Below are 17,568 nucleotides of genomic sequence, written 5' to 3'. Positions count from 1 at the left end.
CATGGGTAGGCGTGCAATGCTCGGGGAACGGCTCGGCTCTGTCACCATCGACACACTCTGAGTGACTAACCTCGTGGGATCTGCCTGAGGCCCGATCTCCTGAGTGTGGTCCTGAGTGACAGGTCCGAGGCTCACCCCCGAACTTCATGAAGGGAACCGGACATGGGTCCCCATCCTGCGGTCGCGGCGATACGCCTGGCGGTCCGCCGCGTACTCCACGACGTACTGACCGACGTACAGCGCACCGACGCCCAGCGCGCCGATCTACAGCGCCCCGAAGCACAGCGCATCCCCGAGCACGTCCCCCCGCGCCCCGCTCACCCCCACCCTCCACGCGAGCAGGCCACGACGCCACTCGTGCTGGTCGCGTGCTCAGGCGGCGCCGACTCCATGGCCCTCGCCTCCGCCCTCGCCTTCGAGGCCCCCAAGCTCGGCATCCGCGCCGGCGGCGTGACCGTCGACCACGGACTGCAGGACGGGTCCGATCTGCGCGCAGCCGAGGTCGTCGCGCGACTCACCGCCCTCGGCCTCGACCCCATCGAGTCCGTCGCCGTCGACGTCGGCCGGGACGGCGGCCCCGAGGCCGCGGCCCGCGACGCGAGGTACGGCGCGCTGGACGCCGTCGCCGACCGCCACGGCGCCGCCGCGATCCTGCTCGGCCACACCCGCGACGACCAGGCGGAGACCGTCCTGCTCGGCCTCGCCCGCGGCTCCGGCATCCGTTCCCTGTCCGGGATGGCGGCCGTGTCCGGCGGCCCGGGGGCCGACCGCCGCTACCGCCGCCCCTTCCTGCACATCGACCGGCAGACCGCCCGCAAGGCCTGCATGGTCCAGTCGCTGCCCGTCTGGGACGACCCGCACAACACCGACCCCGCCTACACCCGCTCGCGGCTGCGGCACGAAGGCCTGCCCGCCCTGGAGAAGGCGCTGGGCAAGGGTGTCGTGGAAGCACTCGCCCGTACGGCCCAGTTGTCCCGGGATGACGCCGACGCCTTGGACCACTGGGCCGCACAGGCGGAAGCTTCCGTGCGCGACGCCGCGGGACTCCTGGAGTGCGCCAAGCTCTACGCCCTGCCGCCCGCCGTACGGCGCCGGATCGTGCGCCGCGCCGCCATCGAGGCGGGCGCCCCGGCCGGTGCGCTGTTCGCCCGGCACCTCGAAGAGGTCGACCGGCTGATCACGGGATGGCGCGGCCAGGGAGCCATCAATCTCCCGGGCAAAGTCGTCGCTCAGCGCCAGGGTGGCAGACTGGTGATCCGGCAAGGCTGTTGACCGAGGGGCCCCTGGTCCCCGCGCAGCCGGTGGGACGGACGACCGAAAGTGATGCGGGTGGACGCGAAAGACATGGGCACCGACCTTCAGTCGGTGCTCATCACCAAGGAAGAGATCGACGCCAAGCTGGCTGAGCTGGCCGCGAAGATCGACGCGGAGTACGCGGGCAAGGACCTGCTGATCGTCGGAGTGCTCAAGGGCGCAGTGATGGTCATGGCGGACCTGGCGCGTGCGCTGTCCACCCCGCTCACCATGGACTGGATGGCCGTGTCGTCGTACGGCGCGGGCACCCAGTCCTCCGGTGTCGTGCGGATCCTCAAGGACCTGGACACCGACATCAAGGGCAAGCACGTCCTGATCGTCGAGGACATCATCGACTCCGGTCTGACGCTGTCCTGGCTGCTCTCCAACCTCGGCTCGCGCGAGCCCGCGTCGCTGAAGGTGTGCACGCTGCTGCGCAAGCCCGAGGCGGCCAAGGTCGCGATCGACGTGGAGTGGGTCGGCTTCGACATCCCGAACGAGTTCGTCATCGGGTACGGCCTGGACTACGCGGAGAAGTACCGCAACCTGCCGTTCGTCGGCACGCTCGCTCCGCACGTCTACGGCGGCTGAGGCCAGGCCTCCCGGCCAACTCCTCGGAGGCGGCCGGGAACCCTCACCCGTTTCCCGGCGTTGAAGCATGCGAAGACGGGTTTGTCAGCCGTCCCGTGCGGCTTCGGGTGACAATGCTGGGGTACCGTCCGAAGAACAGTCTTTATCAAACTCACTATGGCAGGAGGGACGGGGCGTCATCGCTCCGTATGGATGGACGTGAAGCGATACTTCCGTGGGCCAGTCATGTGGATCGTGCTGGCCGTCCTTGCCGTGGTCGTGTTGATGCAGGTCGTCGGTTCGTCCGGCGGCTACAAGACGGTGGACACCGGCCAGGTTGTGCAGGCGATCAACGACGACAAGGTCGAGTCTGCCAAGCTCACCACCGGTGACGAGCGGACCATCAAGGTCGAGCTCAAGGACGGCCAGAAGGTCAAGGACAGCAGCAAGATCCAGGCGAGCTACATCGGCGACCAAGGCGTCGCCATCGCCAACACCTTGCAGGAGAAGTTCGAGGACAAGAAGATCCCGGACGGTTACACCGTCTCGGAATCGAAGCAGAACCCGTTCGTCGGCATCCTGCTCTCCCTGCTCCCCTTCGTACTCATCGTCGTTGTCTTCCTGTTCCTGATGAATCAGATGCAGGGCGGCGGCTCCCGGGTCATGCAGTTCGGGAAGTCCAAGGCCAAGCTGATCACCAAGGACACCCCGAAGACGACGTTCTCCGATGTGGCCGGTTCGGACGAGGCCGTCGAGGAACTCCACGAGATCAAGGAGTTCCTGCAGGAGCCGGCGAAGTTCCAGGCCGTCGGGGCCAAGATCCCCAAGGGCGTGCTCCTGTACGGGCCGCCCGGTACGGGCAAGACGCTCCTCGCGCGTGCTGTCGCGGGCGAGGCCGGCGTCCCCTTCTACTCGATCTCCGGTTCCGACTTCGTCGAGATGTTCGTCGGTGTCGGTGCCTCGCGAGTGCGTGACCTCTTCGAGCAGGCCAAGGCGAACGCCCCGGCGATCGTCTTCGTCGACGAGATCGACGCCGTCGGCCGTCACCGCGGTGCCGGCATGGGCGGCGGTCACGACGAGCGCGAGCAGACGCTGAACCAGCTGCTCGTCGAGATGGACGGCTTCGACGTGAAGGGCGGCGTCATCCTGATCGCCGCCACGAACCGCCCCGACATCCTCGACCCGGCACTCCTGCGCCCCGGCCGTTTCGACCGTCAGATCGCGGTCGACCGTCCGGACATGCAGGGCCGTCTGGAGATCCTCAAGGTTCACCAGAAGGGCAAGCCGGTCGCCCCGGACGTCGACCTGGGCGCGGTTTCCCGGCGTACGCCGGGCTTCACCGGTGCCGACCTGTCGAACGTGCTGAACGAAGCGGCGCTCCTCACGGCGCGCGGCGACAAGAAGCTGATCGACAACCACGCACTGGACGAGGCGATCGACCGCGTCGTGGCGGGTCCGCAGAAGCGGACGCGGATCATGTCCGACAAGGAGAAGAAGATCACCGCGTACCACGAGGGCGGACACGCCCTGGTCGCGGCGGCGTCTCCGAACTCGGACCCGGTCCACAAGATCACGATCCTGTCGCGCGGCCGGGCCCTGGGTTACACCATGGTCCTGCCGGAAGAAGACAAGTACTCGACCACGCGCAACGAAATGCTCGACCAGCTGGCGTACATGCTGGGCGGGCGCGCGGCCGAGGAGCTCGTCTTCCACGACCCGACGACGGGCGCGGCGAACGACATCGAGAAGGCCACCGCGACCGCACGTGCCATGGTCACGCAGTACGGCATGACCGAGCGGCTCGGCGCGATCAAGTTCGGTGGCGACAACACCGAGCCGTTCCTGGGCCGCGAGATGGGTCACCCGCGCGACTACTCGGAAGAGGTCGCGGCGCTGGTCGACGAAGAGGTCAAGAAGCTCATCGAGACCGCGCACAACGAGGCCTGGGAGATCCTCGTCGAGAACCGCGACGTTCTCGACAACCTGGTCCTCCAGCTCCTCGAGAAGGAGACCCTGAACAAGGAGCAGATCGCCGAGGTCTTCGCAGGCATCGTGAAGCGCCCGGCCCGCCCGGCGTGGACCGGTTCCTCGCGGCGCACGCCCTCGACCCGCCCGCCGGTGCTCTCCCCCCGGGAGCTGTCACTGACGAACGGTGCGAACGGCACCACGCCCGCGGTGACCGCCGGTCCGACGGACACGCCCGTCGAGGTGACCAAGAAGGATCGCCCCGAGAGCTGATCCGCCCCCGGCAGCCTCAACAGGCCCGGAATGGAAGCTGCGCCCCCCTGGTTCTAGCCTGGGGGGCGCAGTTTTTTCGTACGCACAGACGCACTGATGCGTGGAACGCTAGGAACGAGGCACACATGACCGACCCCGTGACGCTGGACGGCGAGGGCACGATCGGCGAGTTCGACGAGAAGCGAGCCGAGAACGCCGTGCGCGAGCTGCTGATCGCGGTCGGCGAGGACCCGGACCGCGAGGGCCTGCGGGAGACTCCTGGGCGCGTGGCGCGCGCCTACAAGGAGATATTCGGCGGGTTGTGGCTGAAGGCGGAGGACGTCCTGACGACGACGTTCGATCTCGGCCACGACGAGATGGTCCTGGTGAAGGACATCGAGGTGCAGAGCTCCTGTGAGCACCACCTGGTGCCCTTCCACGGTGTCGCGCACGTCGGCTACATCCCGTCGTCCGACGGCAAGATCACCGGCCTGTCCAAGCTCGCCCGCCTCGTGGACGTCTACGCGCGCCGTCCGCAGGTCCAGGAGCGGCTGACCACGCAGGTCGCGGACTCCCTGATGGAGATCCTTGAGCCGCGCGGCGTCATCGTGGTCGTCGAGTGCGAGCACATGTGCATGACCATGCGCGGGGTGCGCAAGCCGGGCGCCAAGACGATCACGTCGGCGGTGCGGGGGCAGTTGCGGGACCCCGCGACGCGCAACGAGGCGATGAGCCTGATCATGGCGCGCTAGCGCGCTGGTGGCCGACTGCCGACGATCGGCGCTGTGCGGTCGGCGCTACGCGGCCGGGGCCGCCGTCCCGCCGTGCTGCTCGTCCTCGTCCTCCGGGAGCTTGCAGACCCGCTCCAGGAAGAAGGCGGCCGCTATCACCGCGATGCCTGCCACGAGGGACAGACCGGCGTAGATCGCCTGGTCCCGGCGGGACGGGACGTCCAGGTACTCCAGGAGGAAGGCGCCCGTGCCGCCGTACATTCCGGCGACGAGGGCGGCGACCAAGGCGCTTGCCTGGCCGAAGACGACCGCGCGTGCGGCCATCATCGGCTCGACGCCCTTCGCCCCGGGGCGGCGCTCGCGCTGGGCGCGCAGCCGGGAGCGGAGCGAGAGCGCCGTGGCCAGCAGCACCGCGGCGATCACAGCGAGCACGATGGGCGCGGCCAGCGGGACCCGCGGCAGTGTGCCGACGGAGTCCCACAGGCGGGCGCCCGCCCAGGACAGCACCCCGGCCACCACGAAAAGGCCGGCGAGTGTCCTGATGCGCAGCTGCTTCACGGATGACCCTTCATCGCTTCTTCGCTTCGACGTCGTACGGATCCGCTTCTCCGCGTCGTGCGGGTCCGATAGACCCTAACGATTACTCGGGCAGGCGGAGTTCCAGGTCGACACGGGGCGTGACGCCCTCGCGGGTGACCTGGGAGAGCAGCTCGGCGACCGGGCCGCGGCCCGCGAGCTGGGCCTCGGGCTCCACGTCGTGCCAGGGGGCCAGGACGAAGGCACGCTCGTGCGCGCGCGGGTGGGGGAGCGTGAGGACCGGGTCGTCCGAGACGACGTCCGCGTACGCCACGATGTCGACGTCGATCGTGCGGGCGGCCCAGCGCTCGTCCCGGACGCGGTGGAAGGCTTCCTCGACCGCGTGCGCCCGCTCCAGGAGCGAGGAGGGCGGCAGGGTCGTCTTCACCACGACCACCGCGTTGAAGTACGACGGCTGGCTGTCCGGCTCGACGCCCCAGGGCTCTGTCTCGTACACCGGAGAGACTGCCTTGACCCGCAGGCCGGGGGTGTCCTCCAGGGCGTCGATGGCGCCCTGCAGCGTCTCCAGGCGGTTGCCGAGATTGCTGCCGAGGGAGATCACGGCGCGTTTGGGGTTGGAGAGGGTGGTGTCGGCGGCGTCGACCTGTTCCACCACGGCGGTGGGCACCGGCTGGACGGTCGGGTCGCTCTGCCCTTGCGTGGAAAACGCGGTCATACTCGGCTCCGGGTGATGGTGACGGTCACGTCGTCGAAGGGGACGGTGATCGGGGCGTCCGGTTTGTGGACGCACACCTCGACCTCCAGGACTCCTTCGTGCTTCAGACACGTCTGGGCGATGCGCTCGGCGAGGGTCTCGATGAGGTCCACGGGGTCGCCCTCGACGGCGGCCACCACCTCCTCGGCCACGACGCCGTAGTGCACGGTCTTCGCCAGGTCGTCGTCGGCGGCGGCCGCACGGGTGTCCAGGCCAAGGACCAGGTCCACGATGAAGGTCTGGCCCTCTTCGCGTTCCCGAGGAAAGACACCGTGGTGCCCACGGGCCTTGAGGCCGCGCAGCGCGACACGATCCACGCGAATCACTCCTGCAATCGTCGTTATCGGCAGGCCTGCACCGAGTGCGGTCGGCACACCGGCCTCGATCGAATCTACCTGCGAGCACTGACAGCCCTTGCTCGCGGGGCTCCTGGAACCGCCCCTACCCACTCAGGAGACCGCCCCTACCCCCTCAGGAGGGTGAGTCCTCGCCCTCTTCGTCGTCGGAATCGGCGAGTACGGGTGAGGCGTGGTGCGACCAGAGCTTCCATCCGTCGTCCGTGCGGCGGAACACATTGGTGGCGACCACGAGCTGGCCGACGAGCGGGCCGAGTTCACCGCCGGCCTCGGGCGGCGGGCCGCCGCTGAGGATGTTCTCCGTGCAGGTCACCAGGGCGGTGTCACCGGCGACCCCGACGTGCACATCGGTCAGGAAGAATTGGATGTACTCGGTGTTCGCCATGATCAGCGCGTACGACCTGAGGACCTCGCCGCGGCCCGTGAGGACCGGCCAGCCGGGGTGGACGCAGGAGATCGCGGCTTCGTCGCCGTCGTCCGCGATGTCCTCGTCGTCCCGGCCTTCGAGGTCCGCATCCGCTTCGGGTGCCGCGTCCGTGCCCGTGTCCAGCCAGAGGTCGGAGAGCTCGTCGAAGTCGCCGCGCTCCAGAGCTTCGTAGAAGGCCGTGTTGGCGCGCTCGACCTGTTCCACGTCGGTCCTGGCCCCGGTCACTGTGGACCGCCCGCCGCGCTGGTCACGGCGTGCGCGACACGGACGGCGTCGGCGGTGGCCCGCACCTCGTGCACGCGGACCGCCCAGGCGCCCTGGTGGGCGGCGATGGCGGAGACCGCGGCGGTGGCGGCGTCGCGCTCGCGGGCGGGCGGCGGCGCGCCCTCGGGGCCCGCGAGGACGCGGCCGAGGAAACGCTTGCGGGATGCGGCGACCAGGATCGGGTGACCGAGCTCACGGAGACGGTCGATGCGGGCCAGGAGCGCCAGGTCGTGCTCGGCGTCCTTGGAGAAGCCGAGGCCGGGGTCGACGACGATGCGCTCGGGGGCGATGCCGCCCTCGATGGCGGCCCGCACGCGCGCGTGCAGCTCGTCGACGACTTCGGAGACCACGTCCTCGTAGACGGGCTTGGCGTGGATGTCGGTGAGGAAGCCGCGCCAGTGCATCACCACGAAGGGCGCACCGGCGGCGGCGACCGCGGGGACCATGCGCTCGTCGGCGAGGCCGCCGCTGACGTCGTTCACCAGGACGGCGCCCGCGGCGAGCGCCTGCTCGGCGACGGTGGCGCGCATGGTGTCCACGGAGACCGTGACGCCCTCGGCCGCGAGGCCCCGCACGACGGGGACGACGCGCCGCAGCTCCTCGTCCTCGTCGACGCGCGGGGCGCCGGGACGGGTGGACTCACCGCCCACGTCGACCAGGTCGGCGCCCTGGGCAACCAGGTCGATGCCGTGCTTGACGGCGGCCGTGGTGTCGAACCAGCGGCCCCCGTCGGAGAAGGAGTCGGGGGTGACGTTCACGACCCCCATGACCGCACAGCGGCCCCACTCCGGCAGCCCCTCGACCGATCCCCGCCCGCTCAACGTACTCATGCCTCCAGCCTAGGCCCGTGCGGCCGGGGTCTATGCCGCACGGACCTCGTGCTCTGCCGTGCGGTGCGGGCAGGGGCGGCGCTGTGCGGTCCCCCGGCGCAGGTATCGGGGCAGGGCGAGGGTGACGAAGCCCTCGGCCTGCATGGCCGCGATGCCGATGCGGGGGAGGTCCTTGGAGGAGCGGTAGACGACGAAGCGGGGCTCCCAGCGGGGGCGGAACTTCGCGTTGAACTTGTACAGGGACTCGATCTGGAACCAGCGGGAGAGGAAGACGAGCAGGCTCCTCCAGGCGCGCAGGACCGGGCCCGCGCCGATCTTCTCGCCGCGGGCGAGGGCCGCGCGGAACATCGCGAAGTTGAGCGAGACACGGGCGATGCCGAGCTTCGGTGCGGCCTGCAGGGCGGCCACGATGAGCAGCTCGTTCATGCCGGGGTCGGCGGCGCGGTCGCGGCGCATGAGGTCCAGGGAGACGCCGTCCTTGCCCCACGGGACGAAGTGGAGGACGGCCTTGAGGTCTCCGTAGGGGCCCGGTTCGTCGTCGGCCTTGTGGGCGGTGGCGATCAGGCAGTCGCCGTCATCGGGGTCGCCGATGCGGCCGAGCGCCATGGAGAAGCCGCGTTCGGTGTCGGTGCCGCGCCAGTCGTCGGCGGCGCGCTGTATCCGCTCCAGTTCGCGCTCCCCGAGGTCACGCACGCGCCGCACGCGGGTCTCGTAGCCACCCCGCTCGATCCGCTTGACCATCTGGCGTACGTTGCGCATCGCACGCCCGGACAGGGAGAAATCCACGACATCCACCACCGCCTCGTCGCCCAGTTCGAGCGCGTCGAGGCCGGTCTCGCGGGTCCAGACCTCGCCGCCCGTCTCGGAGCAGCCCATGACGGCGGGCGTCCAGGAGTGGGCCTTCGCCTCGTCCATGAAGCGTTCGATCGCGCCGGGCCAGGCCTCCACGTCGCCGATCGGGTCACCGCTGGCGAGCATCACTCCGGAGACCACGCGGTAGGTGACCGCCGCCTTGCCGCTGGGGGAGAAGACGGCGCCCTTGTCGCGGCGGAGCGCGAAGTGGCCGAGCGAGTCGCGGGCGCCGTGCTTGTCGAGCAGGGCGCGCAGCTTCGTCTCGTCGTCCTCGGTGAGGCGCGCGGCCGGGTGTTCGGGGCGGAAGGCCAGGTAGATGGTGGTGATCGCGGTGAGCAGGCCGAGTGCGCCGAGGGAGTAGGCGACCGTCCAGGACGTGCGTCCGTAGTAGTCGACCGGGCCCTCGAAGCCGAACAGGCCGTACAGGACGTGGGCGAGGCGGTCCGTGATGCTCGGGTCCCCGATGACCTTGCCGGGGTGGACGCTGACGATCACCAGGCCGAGCACGATGGAACCGGCCCCGAGGAGCACGAAGTTGGCGAGCGCCCGCCAGCGGCTGCGCGGGTCGGGCAGCGCGGCGAACTCACCCCGGTGGCGCAGCAGCAGCGCCAGGAGCGCGAGCGAGATCAGTACGCCGATGACCGAGTGCCGGTAGGCGAACTGCGCCACGGCACCGGCCGGGAGCAGCACCACGGCGGCCCGCCAGGCCCGCCGCTTGTGGCGGCGCAGGCCGTGCGCGAGCAGCAGCAACAGGACGCCCGAGCTGAGCGCGAGCGCGGCGGCGAAGGGGCCGAGCGCGCCGGGCAGGACCTCGGCGATCGCGTGCATGCGGCTGTGCCGGAAACGGGGGAAGACGCCCGCGGCCACATTCAGCAGGCCGACGAGGGTGCAGGCACGGGCGACGAGCGTGGGTACGGCCTCGGGGCGGGGGCCGCGGAGCAGCCGGCCGAATCCGCTGTCACGGAGTCTGCCGTCACGGAGCCCTCCGGTACGGCGCCGACCCTCGGGGCGACTGCCCTCACTGTCCGGAACCCCACCCGACATTTCCGCATCTATCCTGACAGACATCGCATCCCGTGGTTCTTTGCGAGAGAGCTCGATTCCGGCACCAAAACGGCATCCGGCGACATTGCGCCCTCTAGGACGGTCCTTCTGGGACTCGGGTTCACTCCCCGACCGGAAAACCGCTGGAAAAGAACGATGGAACAGGCAGAAAGCGCAGGCAGAACACCCCATGGGTCTGACGAGCAACAAGGTCCTCGCGTTGGCGGTGCTCCTCGCCGTCGTGCTGTTCATCGGCACGGTCTGGCTCTGGCCGCGCCTGGCCCGCCAGTCCTGGCGGACCGTCACCGGCCGTGTCGGGCTGCTCATCGCCACCCAGCTGGCGATCTTCGCCTCGGTCGGCCTCGCCGCCAACCAGGCGTTCGGCTTCTACGCCACGTGGGCGGATCTCTTCGGCCAGGAGACGAGCCCCGGTGTCGTCGTCGACCACGATCCCGCCAAGGGCGAGACACCCGTCGACGTGCGCAGCACCCGGCCCGTGAACGTGAAGGGCGGCGGCAGCCCCCCGATCGGAGGCCAGATCCAGAAGGTCGTCGTCAGCGGGAAGGAGGCGGACATAGCGAGCCCCGCGTACGTCTACCTGCCGCCCGAGTACTTCCAGCCGCGGTTCAAGAAGCGCACCTTCCCCGTGTCCGTGGTCCTCACCGGCTACCCCGGCACCGCCCAGGCGCTGATCAAGGGCCTGCACTACCCGCAGACTGCCCATGAGCAGGCCAGGAAGGGCAAGATGCAGCCGATGGTCCTGGTCATGATGCGGCCCACCGTGGCGCCGCCGCGGGACACGGAGTGCGTGGACATCCCCGGCGGCCCGCAGACCGAGACGTTCTTCGCCAAGGACCTGCCCGGTGCCATCTCCGAGCACTACAGGACGGGCAAGGGCGCGGGCAGCTGGGGCGTCATCGGCGACTCCACGGGCGGCTACTGCGCCCTGAAGCTCGCCATGCACCACCCCGATGTGTACGCAGCCGGGGCGGGCCTCTCGGCGTACTACAAGGCGCCGATCGACGTCACGACGGGCGATCTCTTCCACGGCGACAAGGAGTTGGAGCAGCGCGCCGACCTCATGTGGTACCTCGACCACATGCCGGCGCCCAAGACGTCCCTCCTTGTCACCACCAGCAAACAAGGAGAGGACAACTACGGGGACACCGAGAAGTTCATCGGCAAGGTGAAGGCGCCCACCAGGGTCTCGTCGATCACGCTCGACAGCGGCGGGCACAACTTCAACACGTGGCGCAGGGAGATCCCCGCCACGCTGGAGTGGATCAGCGGGCGGCTTGACGGCAAGTAGCGCCTGACGGGCGGCGGGCAGGGCCTGTCGACCGGCAAGTGGTGCCTCAGTTCCCGGCGATGGCCGTGATGGTCTCCAGCTCGACCTCTTCGCGCGCGATGGCGCGCGCGTCCGCGGCCGTCGACCTGCGCAGCGCCTCGTGCAGCCGGGCCGGGGTGAGGACGCCCAGGAAGCGGCCCTCGCTGTCCTTGTCGATGACCGCGATCCAGCCCGCGTCGTGCTGGAGCATCGTCGCGAACGCCTGCTTCAGGGTCGCGCCCACCGGGAGCCATGCCTCCATGCGGCGTGCGTGGTCCCGGACGGTCCCCGGGCCGCCGTGCGCGTGCTCGGCGGAGATCCAGCCGTGCAGGTTGTTCTCGCCGTCCAGGACGACGGCCCAGCGGGCGTCGAGATTCGCGGGCAGCGGGTCGTCCAGGTGCAGGACGGGCGGCTGCTCCAGGTCGCCCTCCTCGATGGGCGTCACGGAGAGGCGCTTGAGGCCGCGGTCCGCGCCGACGAAGTCCGCCACGTAGCCGTTGGCCGGTGCGCCCAGGATCGTCGACGGGGTGTCGAACTGCTCGATGCGGCCCTCTCCGTAGACGGCCATGCGGTCGCCCAGGCGGACGGCCTCCTCGATGTCGTGCGTGACGAAGAGGACGGTCTTGCGGACGGCCTGCTGGAGGCGGAGGAATTCGTTCTGCAGGTGCTCGCGCACCACGGGGTCGACCGCGCCGAACGGCTCGTCCATCAGGAGCACGGGCGGATCGGCCGCCAGCGCGCGGGCCACGCCCACCCGCTGGCGCTGGCCACCGGAGAGCTGCTCGGGGTAGCGGTCGCCGAAGGTGGCCGGGTCGAGGCCGACCAGGTCGAGGAGTTCGGCGGCGCGCTCGCGGGCCTTGCCGCGCTTCACGCCGAGCAGGTGCGGGACGGTCGCCGTGTTCTCCAGGACCGTTTTGTGCGGGAACAGGCCGACCTGCTGGATGACATAGCCGATACGACGCCGGAGTTGGACCGGATCGATGGTGGATATGTCGTCACCTTCGACATATATCCGGCCCTCGGTCGGCTCGATGAGACGGTTCACCATCTTCATCGTCGTCGTCTTGCCGCAGCCCGACGGGCCGACGAGCGTGACCAGTTCACCCTCGGCGACCTCGAAGGACAGGTCGTCGACGGCCGTGGTGCCGTCCTCGTACCGCTTGGTGACGTGCTCGAACCGGATCATGATTCCCCATTGTTGCGGGTGTTGTGTAAAGCCCATGTTGCGCCAGTACGACGAGTCTCGGCGATTGTCGGTGCTCCGCGTTAGGGTCTCGCCAGACGGCCTCAGAAAACGGACTCGGGGGGAGTGGGGCGGGATGAGCGAACAGAACTGTCTGGTGACGAACGACTGGATCTGCGGGGAGTACGTCCGCTCCCGCAGCCAGGAGCTGATCGACGCCACCGTGCAGCACATGGGCATCACCGCGGCCTCCGTCGCCATCGGTGTCGCCGTCTCGCTGCCGCTCGCGCTGCTCGCCCGGCGCTGGCGCTTCCTCGCGGGCCCGATCCTCGGCCTGACGACCGTGCTGTACACGGTGCCCTCGCTCGCGATGTTCTCGCTCCTGCTGCCTTTCTTCGGTCTCTCGGCCTCGCTGGTCGTCACGGGCCTCGTCCTGTACTCCCTGACGATCCTGGTGCGGAACATCCTGGCGGGCCTGCAGGCCGTGCCGGACGAGGCGCGGGACGCGGCCAAGGGGATGGGGTACGGCCCGCTGCGGCTGCTGTGGGAGGTCGAACTGCCGCTCGCGCTTCCCGCGTTGCTCGCCGGTGTCCGCATCACCACGGTCTCGACGGTGGCGCTGACAACCGTAGGGGCGATCGTCGACTACGGAGGCCTCGGATCGCTGATCCTCGACGGCCTCGACACGACCTTCAAGGCGCAGGTCCTCACCGCGTCCGCGCTCTGCGTGCTCCTCGCGATCGTCGCCGACCTGCTCCTGCTCGCCCTCCAGCGGTGGCTCACGCCGTGGACGCGCGTCCACCGCATACGCACGAACCGTCCCGCCCGCGCGGACCGCACGGCCAAGGTGGCTGAACCTGCATGAACGCGATAACCGGCGCGTACGACTGGCTGACCACGGCTGCCAACTGGCAGGGCGAGAAGGGGGTGTGGCACCGGCTCGCCGAGCACCTCTACTTCAGCGGTGTGTGCCTCGCCGTCGCGTGCCTGATCGCGCTGCCGATCGCCCTGTACCTCGGCCACATCGGCAAGGGCGGCGCCCTCGCCGTGAACATCTCGAACGTCGGCCGCGCGGTGCCGACCCTCGCGGTGCTCGTGCTGCTCACGCTCACCCCGCTCGGCGAGCACGGGGACGTGCCGACGCTGATCGCGCTCGTGCTGTTCGCGGTGCCGCCGCTGCTGACCAACGCGTACATCGGGATGCGCGAGGTCGACCGGGCGGTGGTGGAGGCCGCCCGGGGTATGGGCATGAGCGGCGGCCAGCTGTTCGCGCGGGTCGAGCTGCCCCTCGCGTACCCGCTGATCATGACCGGCGTCCGGTCCGCGGGCGTACAGGTCGTCGCCACGGCGACGCTGGCCGCGATGGCGGGCGAGGGTGGCCTCGGCCGGATCATCACGGCCGGGTTCAACCTGCAGAACACGCCCCAGGTGGTGGCGGGTGCGCTCCTCGTGGCGCTGCTCGCGCTCTTCGTGGAGGTGGTGCTCGTCGTGGTGGGGAAGGTCTTCAATCCCATGCGAGGGCGTTCGGGGGTCGCGCGGTGAGCTTGGGGCGGCGGTCTTCCGGAGCGGCATTTTCCAGTGTTTCCAAGGTCTTTCGAAATGGTGGTTCACCGATGAACAGCACAACGCGTCGCGCGCGACGGATGGCAGGGGCGGCCGTGGCCGTCGTGGCGCTGACCGCGGGGCTCACCGCGTGCGGCGGGGACAGCCTGGAGAAGGACGGCAAGGGCGAGGGGGACAAGGCGGGCGGCAAGGGCAAGATCGTCGTCGGCTCGGCCCGTTTCACCGAGCAGAAGGTGCTCGCCGAGCTCTATGTGGGAGTCCTCGAGGACGCCGGATACGACGCCGAGGTCAAGACCGTCCAGAACCGCGAGGTCTACGAACCCGAGCTGAAGAAGGGCGCGATCGATGTCGCTCCCGAATACGCGGCGACGCTCGCGGAGTTCCTCAACCTCGGCAAGAACGGCCCGAAGGCGAAGCCGGTCGCGTCGAATGATGTGGACGCCACGGTCACCGCGCTGAAGAAGCTCGCCGAACCGCGGGGCCTGAAGGTGCTTCCGGTCGGCGAGGCGGTCGACCAGAACGCGTTCGCGGTGAGCAAGGAATACGCGAAGGAGCACAAGCTCAAGACGCTTTCGGATCTCGGTAAGTCCGGCGAGAAGGTCAAGATCGCCGCGAGTGACGAATGCGAGTCGCGGCCGTTCTGCGCTCCGGGCCTGAAGAAGACGTACGGCATCGATGTCGCGGGAATCGACCCCAAGGGCGTCGGCACCACGCAGTCCAAGCAGGCCGTCAAGAACGGCACGGACCAGGTGGTGCTGACCACGACCACCGACGCGACGCTCGACAGCTTCGGTCTTGTCGCCCTTGAGGACGACAAGAAGCTGCAGAATGCGGACAACATCCTTCCGGTTGTGAACGCGAAGGACGCGGGCAACAAGGAGATAGCCGACGCGCTGGGGAAGCTGACCAAGGCGCTGACGACGGAAGATCTCGCGGAACTCGACCGGAAGGTCGATGTGGAGCGGCAGAAGGAAGCCGATGTCGCCCGGGACTATCTGGAGTCCAAGGGATTGATCAAGAAGTAGCGCGGTAGAAGGAGGGGGCATCCTCGAAGTCGCTCGGCCGAAACTGGAGTTGAGCGACCGAAGAAGAGCGGGAAGGGCGGGAAGTCGGCACTATGGCGATGTCATTTTGGCGGGCGGGGCACCAGAGTTCGCCTACGCGCGGTAAGTTTCTGGCCATGCCACGTGGACGTCACCGCCATTCCCCACCCCTGCACAGGCTGCTGCCACCCTCGACGGTCGCAGGCCTCTCTCTTGTCTGCGCCGGCGGCGCCTGGCTGTTCGCGGAACCGATCGTGCTCCGCGGCCTCGTCGCCGCGGCTGCCGCGGCGGCCGTCGTGGGCTCGGTCGTCATGCGCCGCTGGGACCTCGCGGCCGGGAAACAGGTCGCCGAGCTGGGCCGCGCCCGCAAGAGCGACGAGTGGCGCTACGAGGAACGCATAGCCGAGTGCGAATCCGACCTCGACGAGTCCCGTGAGATCCGGGGCCGCCTGGAGACCAAGCTCCGCTCCAAGCGGGCCGAGCTGGCCGCCCTGCGGAACGAACACGCGGCGCTGCTGCGGCGGTACGCGACGGCGGAGACCGAGCGGGCGAGCGCCCTTGAGGGGCGGCGGCTCCTTGCCATCGAGGCGTCCGCTCCGGCGCGGGCGCTGCCGCCCGCCCCGGTCCGTCCGGAGCCCGCGGCCCGCGCCGAAGCACCGGCTCCCGTCGTGCGCCCGGGGTCGATCGCGCCCCCGTCGATGTACGAACGGGCGAACGCGGCACTCGACCGGCTGACACCGAAGCCCTCCCCCGAGGGCGCGGCTTCCCGGCAGCGCGCGGACGGGGACGAAGCGCGGGGGAAGCCCGGGGCGGCCGAGGGGTACGGCGGGCATGAGCGCGCGGTCGCCGTCGCGCCGCCCGCGCTGAGGCGCCGCAAGGCCGTCCAGGGAGGCTTCGACTTCTTCGGCACGAAGAGCGAGGCGACTGCCGGGGCGCTGGAGTCCGTACAGAACGTGGACCTCGCGGACGTGGTGGGCGAGGAGGCACTCGCCGTGCACAAGGCCGAGGCCGAGGCGGAGTTCAAGGCCCCCGCGGAGGGCTCGGACCGTGCCGTGGGTCAGGTCATCGACCTGACGGCGCATGACGAGACCGAGCAGATCGACGTGGCCGAGCTGCGGACGGCGCTGCGGGCGTAGGCGGGCCCCTGGGCCTGGACCCCGGGTGGTCCTGGACCCCGGGCTTTGGCCGCCGTCATCACCGGCTTCGCCGAGCTCGTCCTCAAACGCCGGACGGGCTTGATTTCCACCCCGTCACGCCATCCACCGGTCAGGCCGCGCAGTCCTCCGTCCCGTACGAGACCTCTCGGCCTGCGCGGACAGCAGCGCGGCCGCCTCGTCGGCGGGACGCAGCCGTGCCGTCACCGTCTTGTTCGCCCCCGTGTCCACCTGCACGTCCGCCACGCCCTTGAACCGCTCCCAGGGCCCCTGCGTGAGCCGTACGCTCTGCACCTTCGCGTGCGGCACCAGGGACAGGCGGCGGCGCAGCAGACCGTGCCGTGCCGCGAACACCGTGTCCGTCACCGTCAGGCCGTACCCCTTCCACCACACCGGAAGGCACCACGCCGCCCGCGCGGGAGGGCGGATCAGCTCGGCCGCGGCCGGCACCCGCACGCCCGGCAGGATCCGCGCGATCACGGACTCCGCGACCTCGCGCGGCGCGACCGGGACCAGGACGCCGTTCGACGAGCCCGCCACGTCCAGCTCGACCCGCACCCAGCCGTAGCGCCGCCACAGCCACGGCTCCACGACGCGCACCGTCTGCACCCGCCCCGGAGGCACCGTCTCGTGCGCCTTGTCGAGCAGCCCGTGGTCGATGCGCAGGCCGTCGGGGGACTCGCCCACCTTCCAGTCGTACTCCCCGATGAAGCGCCCCACACTGCTGGCGAACGCGCCGCCCAGCATGGGAAGTCCGGTCGCGAGCACCGTCCACAGGTTGTGCGTGGCGAACCACAGGAAGGGCGGCACGATGAGCGTGGCGACGAGCATGCCCCACGTCGTGCCGGTCAGGACCAGGGAGATCGCGAGCATGCGCGGCTGTACGTGCACCAGGTTGTTGACCGGTGCCTCACCGACCTCACGGGCCGTCTCGGGCGCGAAACCGGCCGCCCGCGCGAGGAGTTCGGCCCGCAGGGCGGAGGCGTCCTCCTGGCCCAGATAGGCCAGTTCGTCCTTCTTCTCCGTCCCGACGACATCCAGCTTGAGCTTGGCGACGCCCGCGATGCGGGCCGCGAGCGGCTGCGTCACGTCCACCGCCTGGAGCCGGTCGAGCCGGATGTGCGCGGTGCGCCGGAAGACCAGGCCGGTGCGGATGCGCAGTTCGGTGTCGGTGACCGCGAAGTGCGTGAACCACCAGCTCATGAAGCCGTAGAGGGCGCCGCCCAGGAGGACGGCGGCGATCACGGCGAGCAGCCCGGTCACCGGGAGCTCGGAGACCCGCCGCTGTGTGCCGTTCGGGTCGTGCACGGCGAAGCCCACGAAGACCGCGACCGGTGCCCAGGCGCGGCGCAGGGGCGTGACGGGGTGCAGACGCCGTTCTCGTACGTCCTCGGTGCCAGGGGCGTGTTCTTCCCCCGTCACC

Annotated in this window: 17 protein-coding genes; 9 read left to right on the top strand and 8 right to left on the bottom strand. The window is 69.9% G+C overall.

The genetic code is table 11. The annotated features are described in order from the left end of the window. Positions 1-162 precede the first annotated feature (162 nt). The 4 genes from tilS (at position 163) to folE (ending at position 4,832) form a co-directional block, all read left to right on the top strand. Entirely contained in the window at positions 163-1,272 is a 1,110-nt protein-coding gene (gene tilS, locus AC07AG_RS22860; protein ID WP_478757189.1) for a tRNA lysidine(34) synthetase TilS, read from the top strand. A 51-nt stretch (positions 1,273-1,323) separates the two neighbouring features. Continuing rightward, on the top strand, positions 1,324-1,884 hold the full coding sequence (gene hpt, locus AC07AG_RS22855; protein WP_135330538.1) for a hypoxanthine phosphoribosyltransferase: 561 nt from the start codon (positions 1,324-1,326) through the stop codon (positions 1,882-1,884). A gap of 192 nt (positions 1,885-2,076) precedes the next feature. Continuing rightward, a complete protein-coding gene (gene ftsH / locus AC07AG_RS22850) occupies positions 2,077-4,101 on the top strand; it encodes an ATP-dependent zinc metalloprotease FtsH (protein WP_249588620.1) in 2,025 nt (674 codons plus the stop codon). 125 nt (positions 4,102-4,226) lie between these two features. Then, a complete protein-coding gene (gene folE, locus AC07AG_RS22845; RefSeq protein WP_249588619.1) occupies positions 4,227-4,832 on the top strand; it encodes a GTP cyclohydrolase I FolE in 606 nt (201 codons plus the stop codon). Between the two features lie 45 nt (positions 4,833-4,877). Here folE and AC07AG_RS22840 read toward each other — a convergent pair whose 3' ends face one another. From AC07AG_RS22840 to AC07AG_RS22815, 6 genes are all read right to left on the bottom strand, one after another. Further along, on the bottom strand, positions 4,878-5,369 hold the full coding sequence (locus AC07AG_RS22840; protein ID WP_478757187.1) for a DUF3180 domain-containing protein: 492 nt from the start codon (positions 5,367-5,369) through the stop codon (positions 4,878-4,880). An 82-nt stretch (positions 5,370-5,451) separates the two neighbouring features. Then, complete coding sequence (folK, locus tag AC07AG_RS22835) at positions 5,452-6,063, bottom strand: 2-amino-4-hydroxy-6-hydroxymethyldihydropteridine diphosphokinase (RefSeq protein WP_249588617.1); 612 nt, start codon at positions 6,061-6,063, stop codon at positions 5,452-5,454. Beyond that, on the bottom strand, positions 6,060-6,419 hold the full coding sequence (gene folB, locus AC07AG_RS22830) for a dihydroneopterin aldolase (RefSeq protein WP_160506392.1): 360 nt from the start codon (positions 6,417-6,419) through the stop codon (positions 6,060-6,062). Before folB ends, folK begins: the two co-directional genes overlap by 4 nt. A gap of 154 nt (positions 6,420-6,573) precedes the next feature. Beyond that, a complete protein-coding gene (locus AC07AG_RS22825) occupies positions 6,574-7,110 on the bottom strand; it encodes a nuclear transport factor 2 family protein (RefSeq protein WP_478757185.1) in 537 nt (178 codons plus the stop codon). Continuing rightward, positions 7,107-7,979: a dihydropteroate synthase gene (folP, locus tag AC07AG_RS22820; RefSeq protein WP_478757183.1), complete on the bottom strand. Its 873-nt coding sequence runs from the start codon at positions 7,977-7,979 to the stop codon at positions 7,107-7,109. The genes AC07AG_RS22825 and folP overlap by 4 nt, the downstream gene beginning before the upstream one ends. Positions 7,980-8,009: 30 nt before the next feature. Next, entirely contained in the window at positions 8,010-9,875 is a 1,866-nt protein-coding gene (locus AC07AG_RS22815; RefSeq protein ID WP_478757181.1) for a phosphatidylglycerol lysyltransferase domain-containing protein, read from the bottom strand. 190 nt (positions 9,876-10,065) lie between these two features. On the opposite strand from AC07AG_RS22815, the gene AC07AG_RS22810 reads away from it, so the two are divergent. Beyond that, entirely contained in the window at positions 10,066-11,184 is a 1,119-nt protein-coding gene (locus AC07AG_RS22810) for an alpha/beta hydrolase (RefSeq protein WP_478757179.1), read from the top strand. Positions 11,185-11,230: 46 nt separating this feature from the next. On the opposite strand, the gene AC07AG_RS22805 is transcribed toward AC07AG_RS22810, so the two are convergent. After that, positions 11,231-12,388: an ABC transporter ATP-binding protein gene (locus AC07AG_RS22805; RefSeq protein WP_478757177.1), complete on the bottom strand. Its 1,158-nt coding sequence runs from the start codon at positions 12,386-12,388 to the stop codon at positions 11,231-11,233. Between the two features lie 133 nt (positions 12,389-12,521). Here AC07AG_RS22805 and AC07AG_RS22800 point away from each other — a divergent pair, with 133 nt between their 5' ends. The 4 genes from AC07AG_RS22800 (at position 12,522) to AC07AG_RS22785 (ending at position 16,127) form a co-directional block, all read left to right on the top strand. Next, complete coding sequence (locus AC07AG_RS22800; RefSeq protein WP_478757176.1) at positions 12,522-13,250, top strand: ABC transporter permease; 729 nt, start codon at positions 12,522-12,524, stop codon at positions 13,248-13,250. Then, complete coding sequence (locus AC07AG_RS22795; RefSeq protein WP_478757174.1) at positions 13,247-13,927, top strand: ABC transporter permease; 681 nt, start codon at positions 13,247-13,249, stop codon at positions 13,925-13,927. Before AC07AG_RS22800 ends, AC07AG_RS22795 begins: the two co-directional genes overlap by 4 nt. A gap of 71 nt (positions 13,928-13,998) precedes the next feature. Next, positions 13,999-14,973, top strand: coding sequence for an ABC transporter substrate-binding protein (locus AC07AG_RS22790; RefSeq protein ID WP_478757172.1), 975 nt, complete (start codon positions 13,999-14,001; stop codon positions 14,971-14,973). Positions 14,974-15,128: 155 nt separating this feature from the next. After that, the gene (locus tag AC07AG_RS22785; RefSeq protein WP_478757170.1) at positions 15,129-16,127 is read left to right on the top strand and encodes a hypothetical protein; all 999 of its coding nucleotides are present in this window, start codon (positions 15,129-15,131) and stop codon (positions 16,125-16,127) included. A gap of 114 nt (positions 16,128-16,241) precedes the next feature. Here AC07AG_RS22785 and AC07AG_RS22780 read toward each other — a convergent pair whose 3' ends face one another. Continuing rightward, positions 16,242-17,567 (bottom strand): PH domain-containing protein, encoded by a 1,326-nt coding sequence (locus AC07AG_RS22780; protein ID WP_478757169.1) that lies wholly within the window; start codon positions 17,565-17,567, stop codon positions 16,242-16,244. Between the last annotated feature and the right edge of the window lies 1 nt (position 17,568).

Source organism: Streptomyces sp. NPDC044044 (assembly GCF_056434405.1).
Note: the sequence above shows the minus strand (reverse complement) of the source record. Positions and strands in the feature narration are given on the sequence as shown.

Bases quoted from the DNA above. Each gene is read 5' to 3' on its own strand.
- tilS (WP_478757189.1), top strand. From the start codon at position 163: ATGGGTCCCCATCCTGCGGTCGCGGCGATACGCCTGGCGGTCCGCCGC.
- hpt (WP_135330538.1), top strand. From the start codon at position 1,324: ATGCGGGTGGACGCGAAAGACATGGGCACCGACCTTCAGTCGGTGCTC.
- ftsH (WP_249588620.1), top strand. From the start codon at position 2,077: ATGGACGTGAAGCGATACTTCCGTGGGCCAGTCATGTGGATCGTGCTG.
- folE (WP_249588619.1), top strand. From the start codon at position 4,227: ATGACCGACCCCGTGACGCTGGACGGCGAGGGCACGATCGGCGAGTTC.
- folK (WP_249588617.1), bottom strand. From the start codon at position 6,063: ATGACCGCGTTTTCCACGCAAGGGCAGAGCGACCCGACCGTCCAGCCG.
- folP (WP_478757183.1), bottom strand. From the start codon at position 7,979: ATGAGTACGTTGAGCGGGCGGGGATCGGTCGAGGGGCTGCCGGAGTGG.
- AC07AG_RS22815 (WP_478757181.1), bottom strand. From the start codon at position 9,875: ATGTCGGGTGGGGTTCCGGACAGTGAGGGCAGTCGCCCCGAGGGTCGG.
- AC07AG_RS22810 (WP_478757179.1), top strand. From the start codon at position 10,066: ATGGGTCTGACGAGCAACAAGGTCCTCGCGTTGGCGGTGCTCCTCGCC.
- AC07AG_RS22805 (WP_478757177.1), bottom strand. From the start codon at position 12,388: ATGATCCGGTTCGAGCACGTCACCAAGCGGTACGAGGACGGCACCACG.
- AC07AG_RS22800 (WP_478757176.1), top strand. From the start codon at position 12,522: ATGAGCGAACAGAACTGTCTGGTGACGAACGACTGGATCTGCGGGGAG.
- AC07AG_RS22795 (WP_478757174.1), top strand. From the start codon at position 13,247: ATGAACGCGATAACCGGCGCGTACGACTGGCTGACCACGGCTGCCAAC.
- AC07AG_RS22790 (WP_478757172.1), top strand. From the start codon at position 13,999: ATGAACAGCACAACGCGTCGCGCGCGACGGATGGCAGGGGCGGCCGTG.
- AC07AG_RS22785 (WP_478757170.1), top strand. From the start codon at position 15,129: ATGCCACGTGGACGTCACCGCCATTCCCCACCCCTGCACAGGCTGCTG.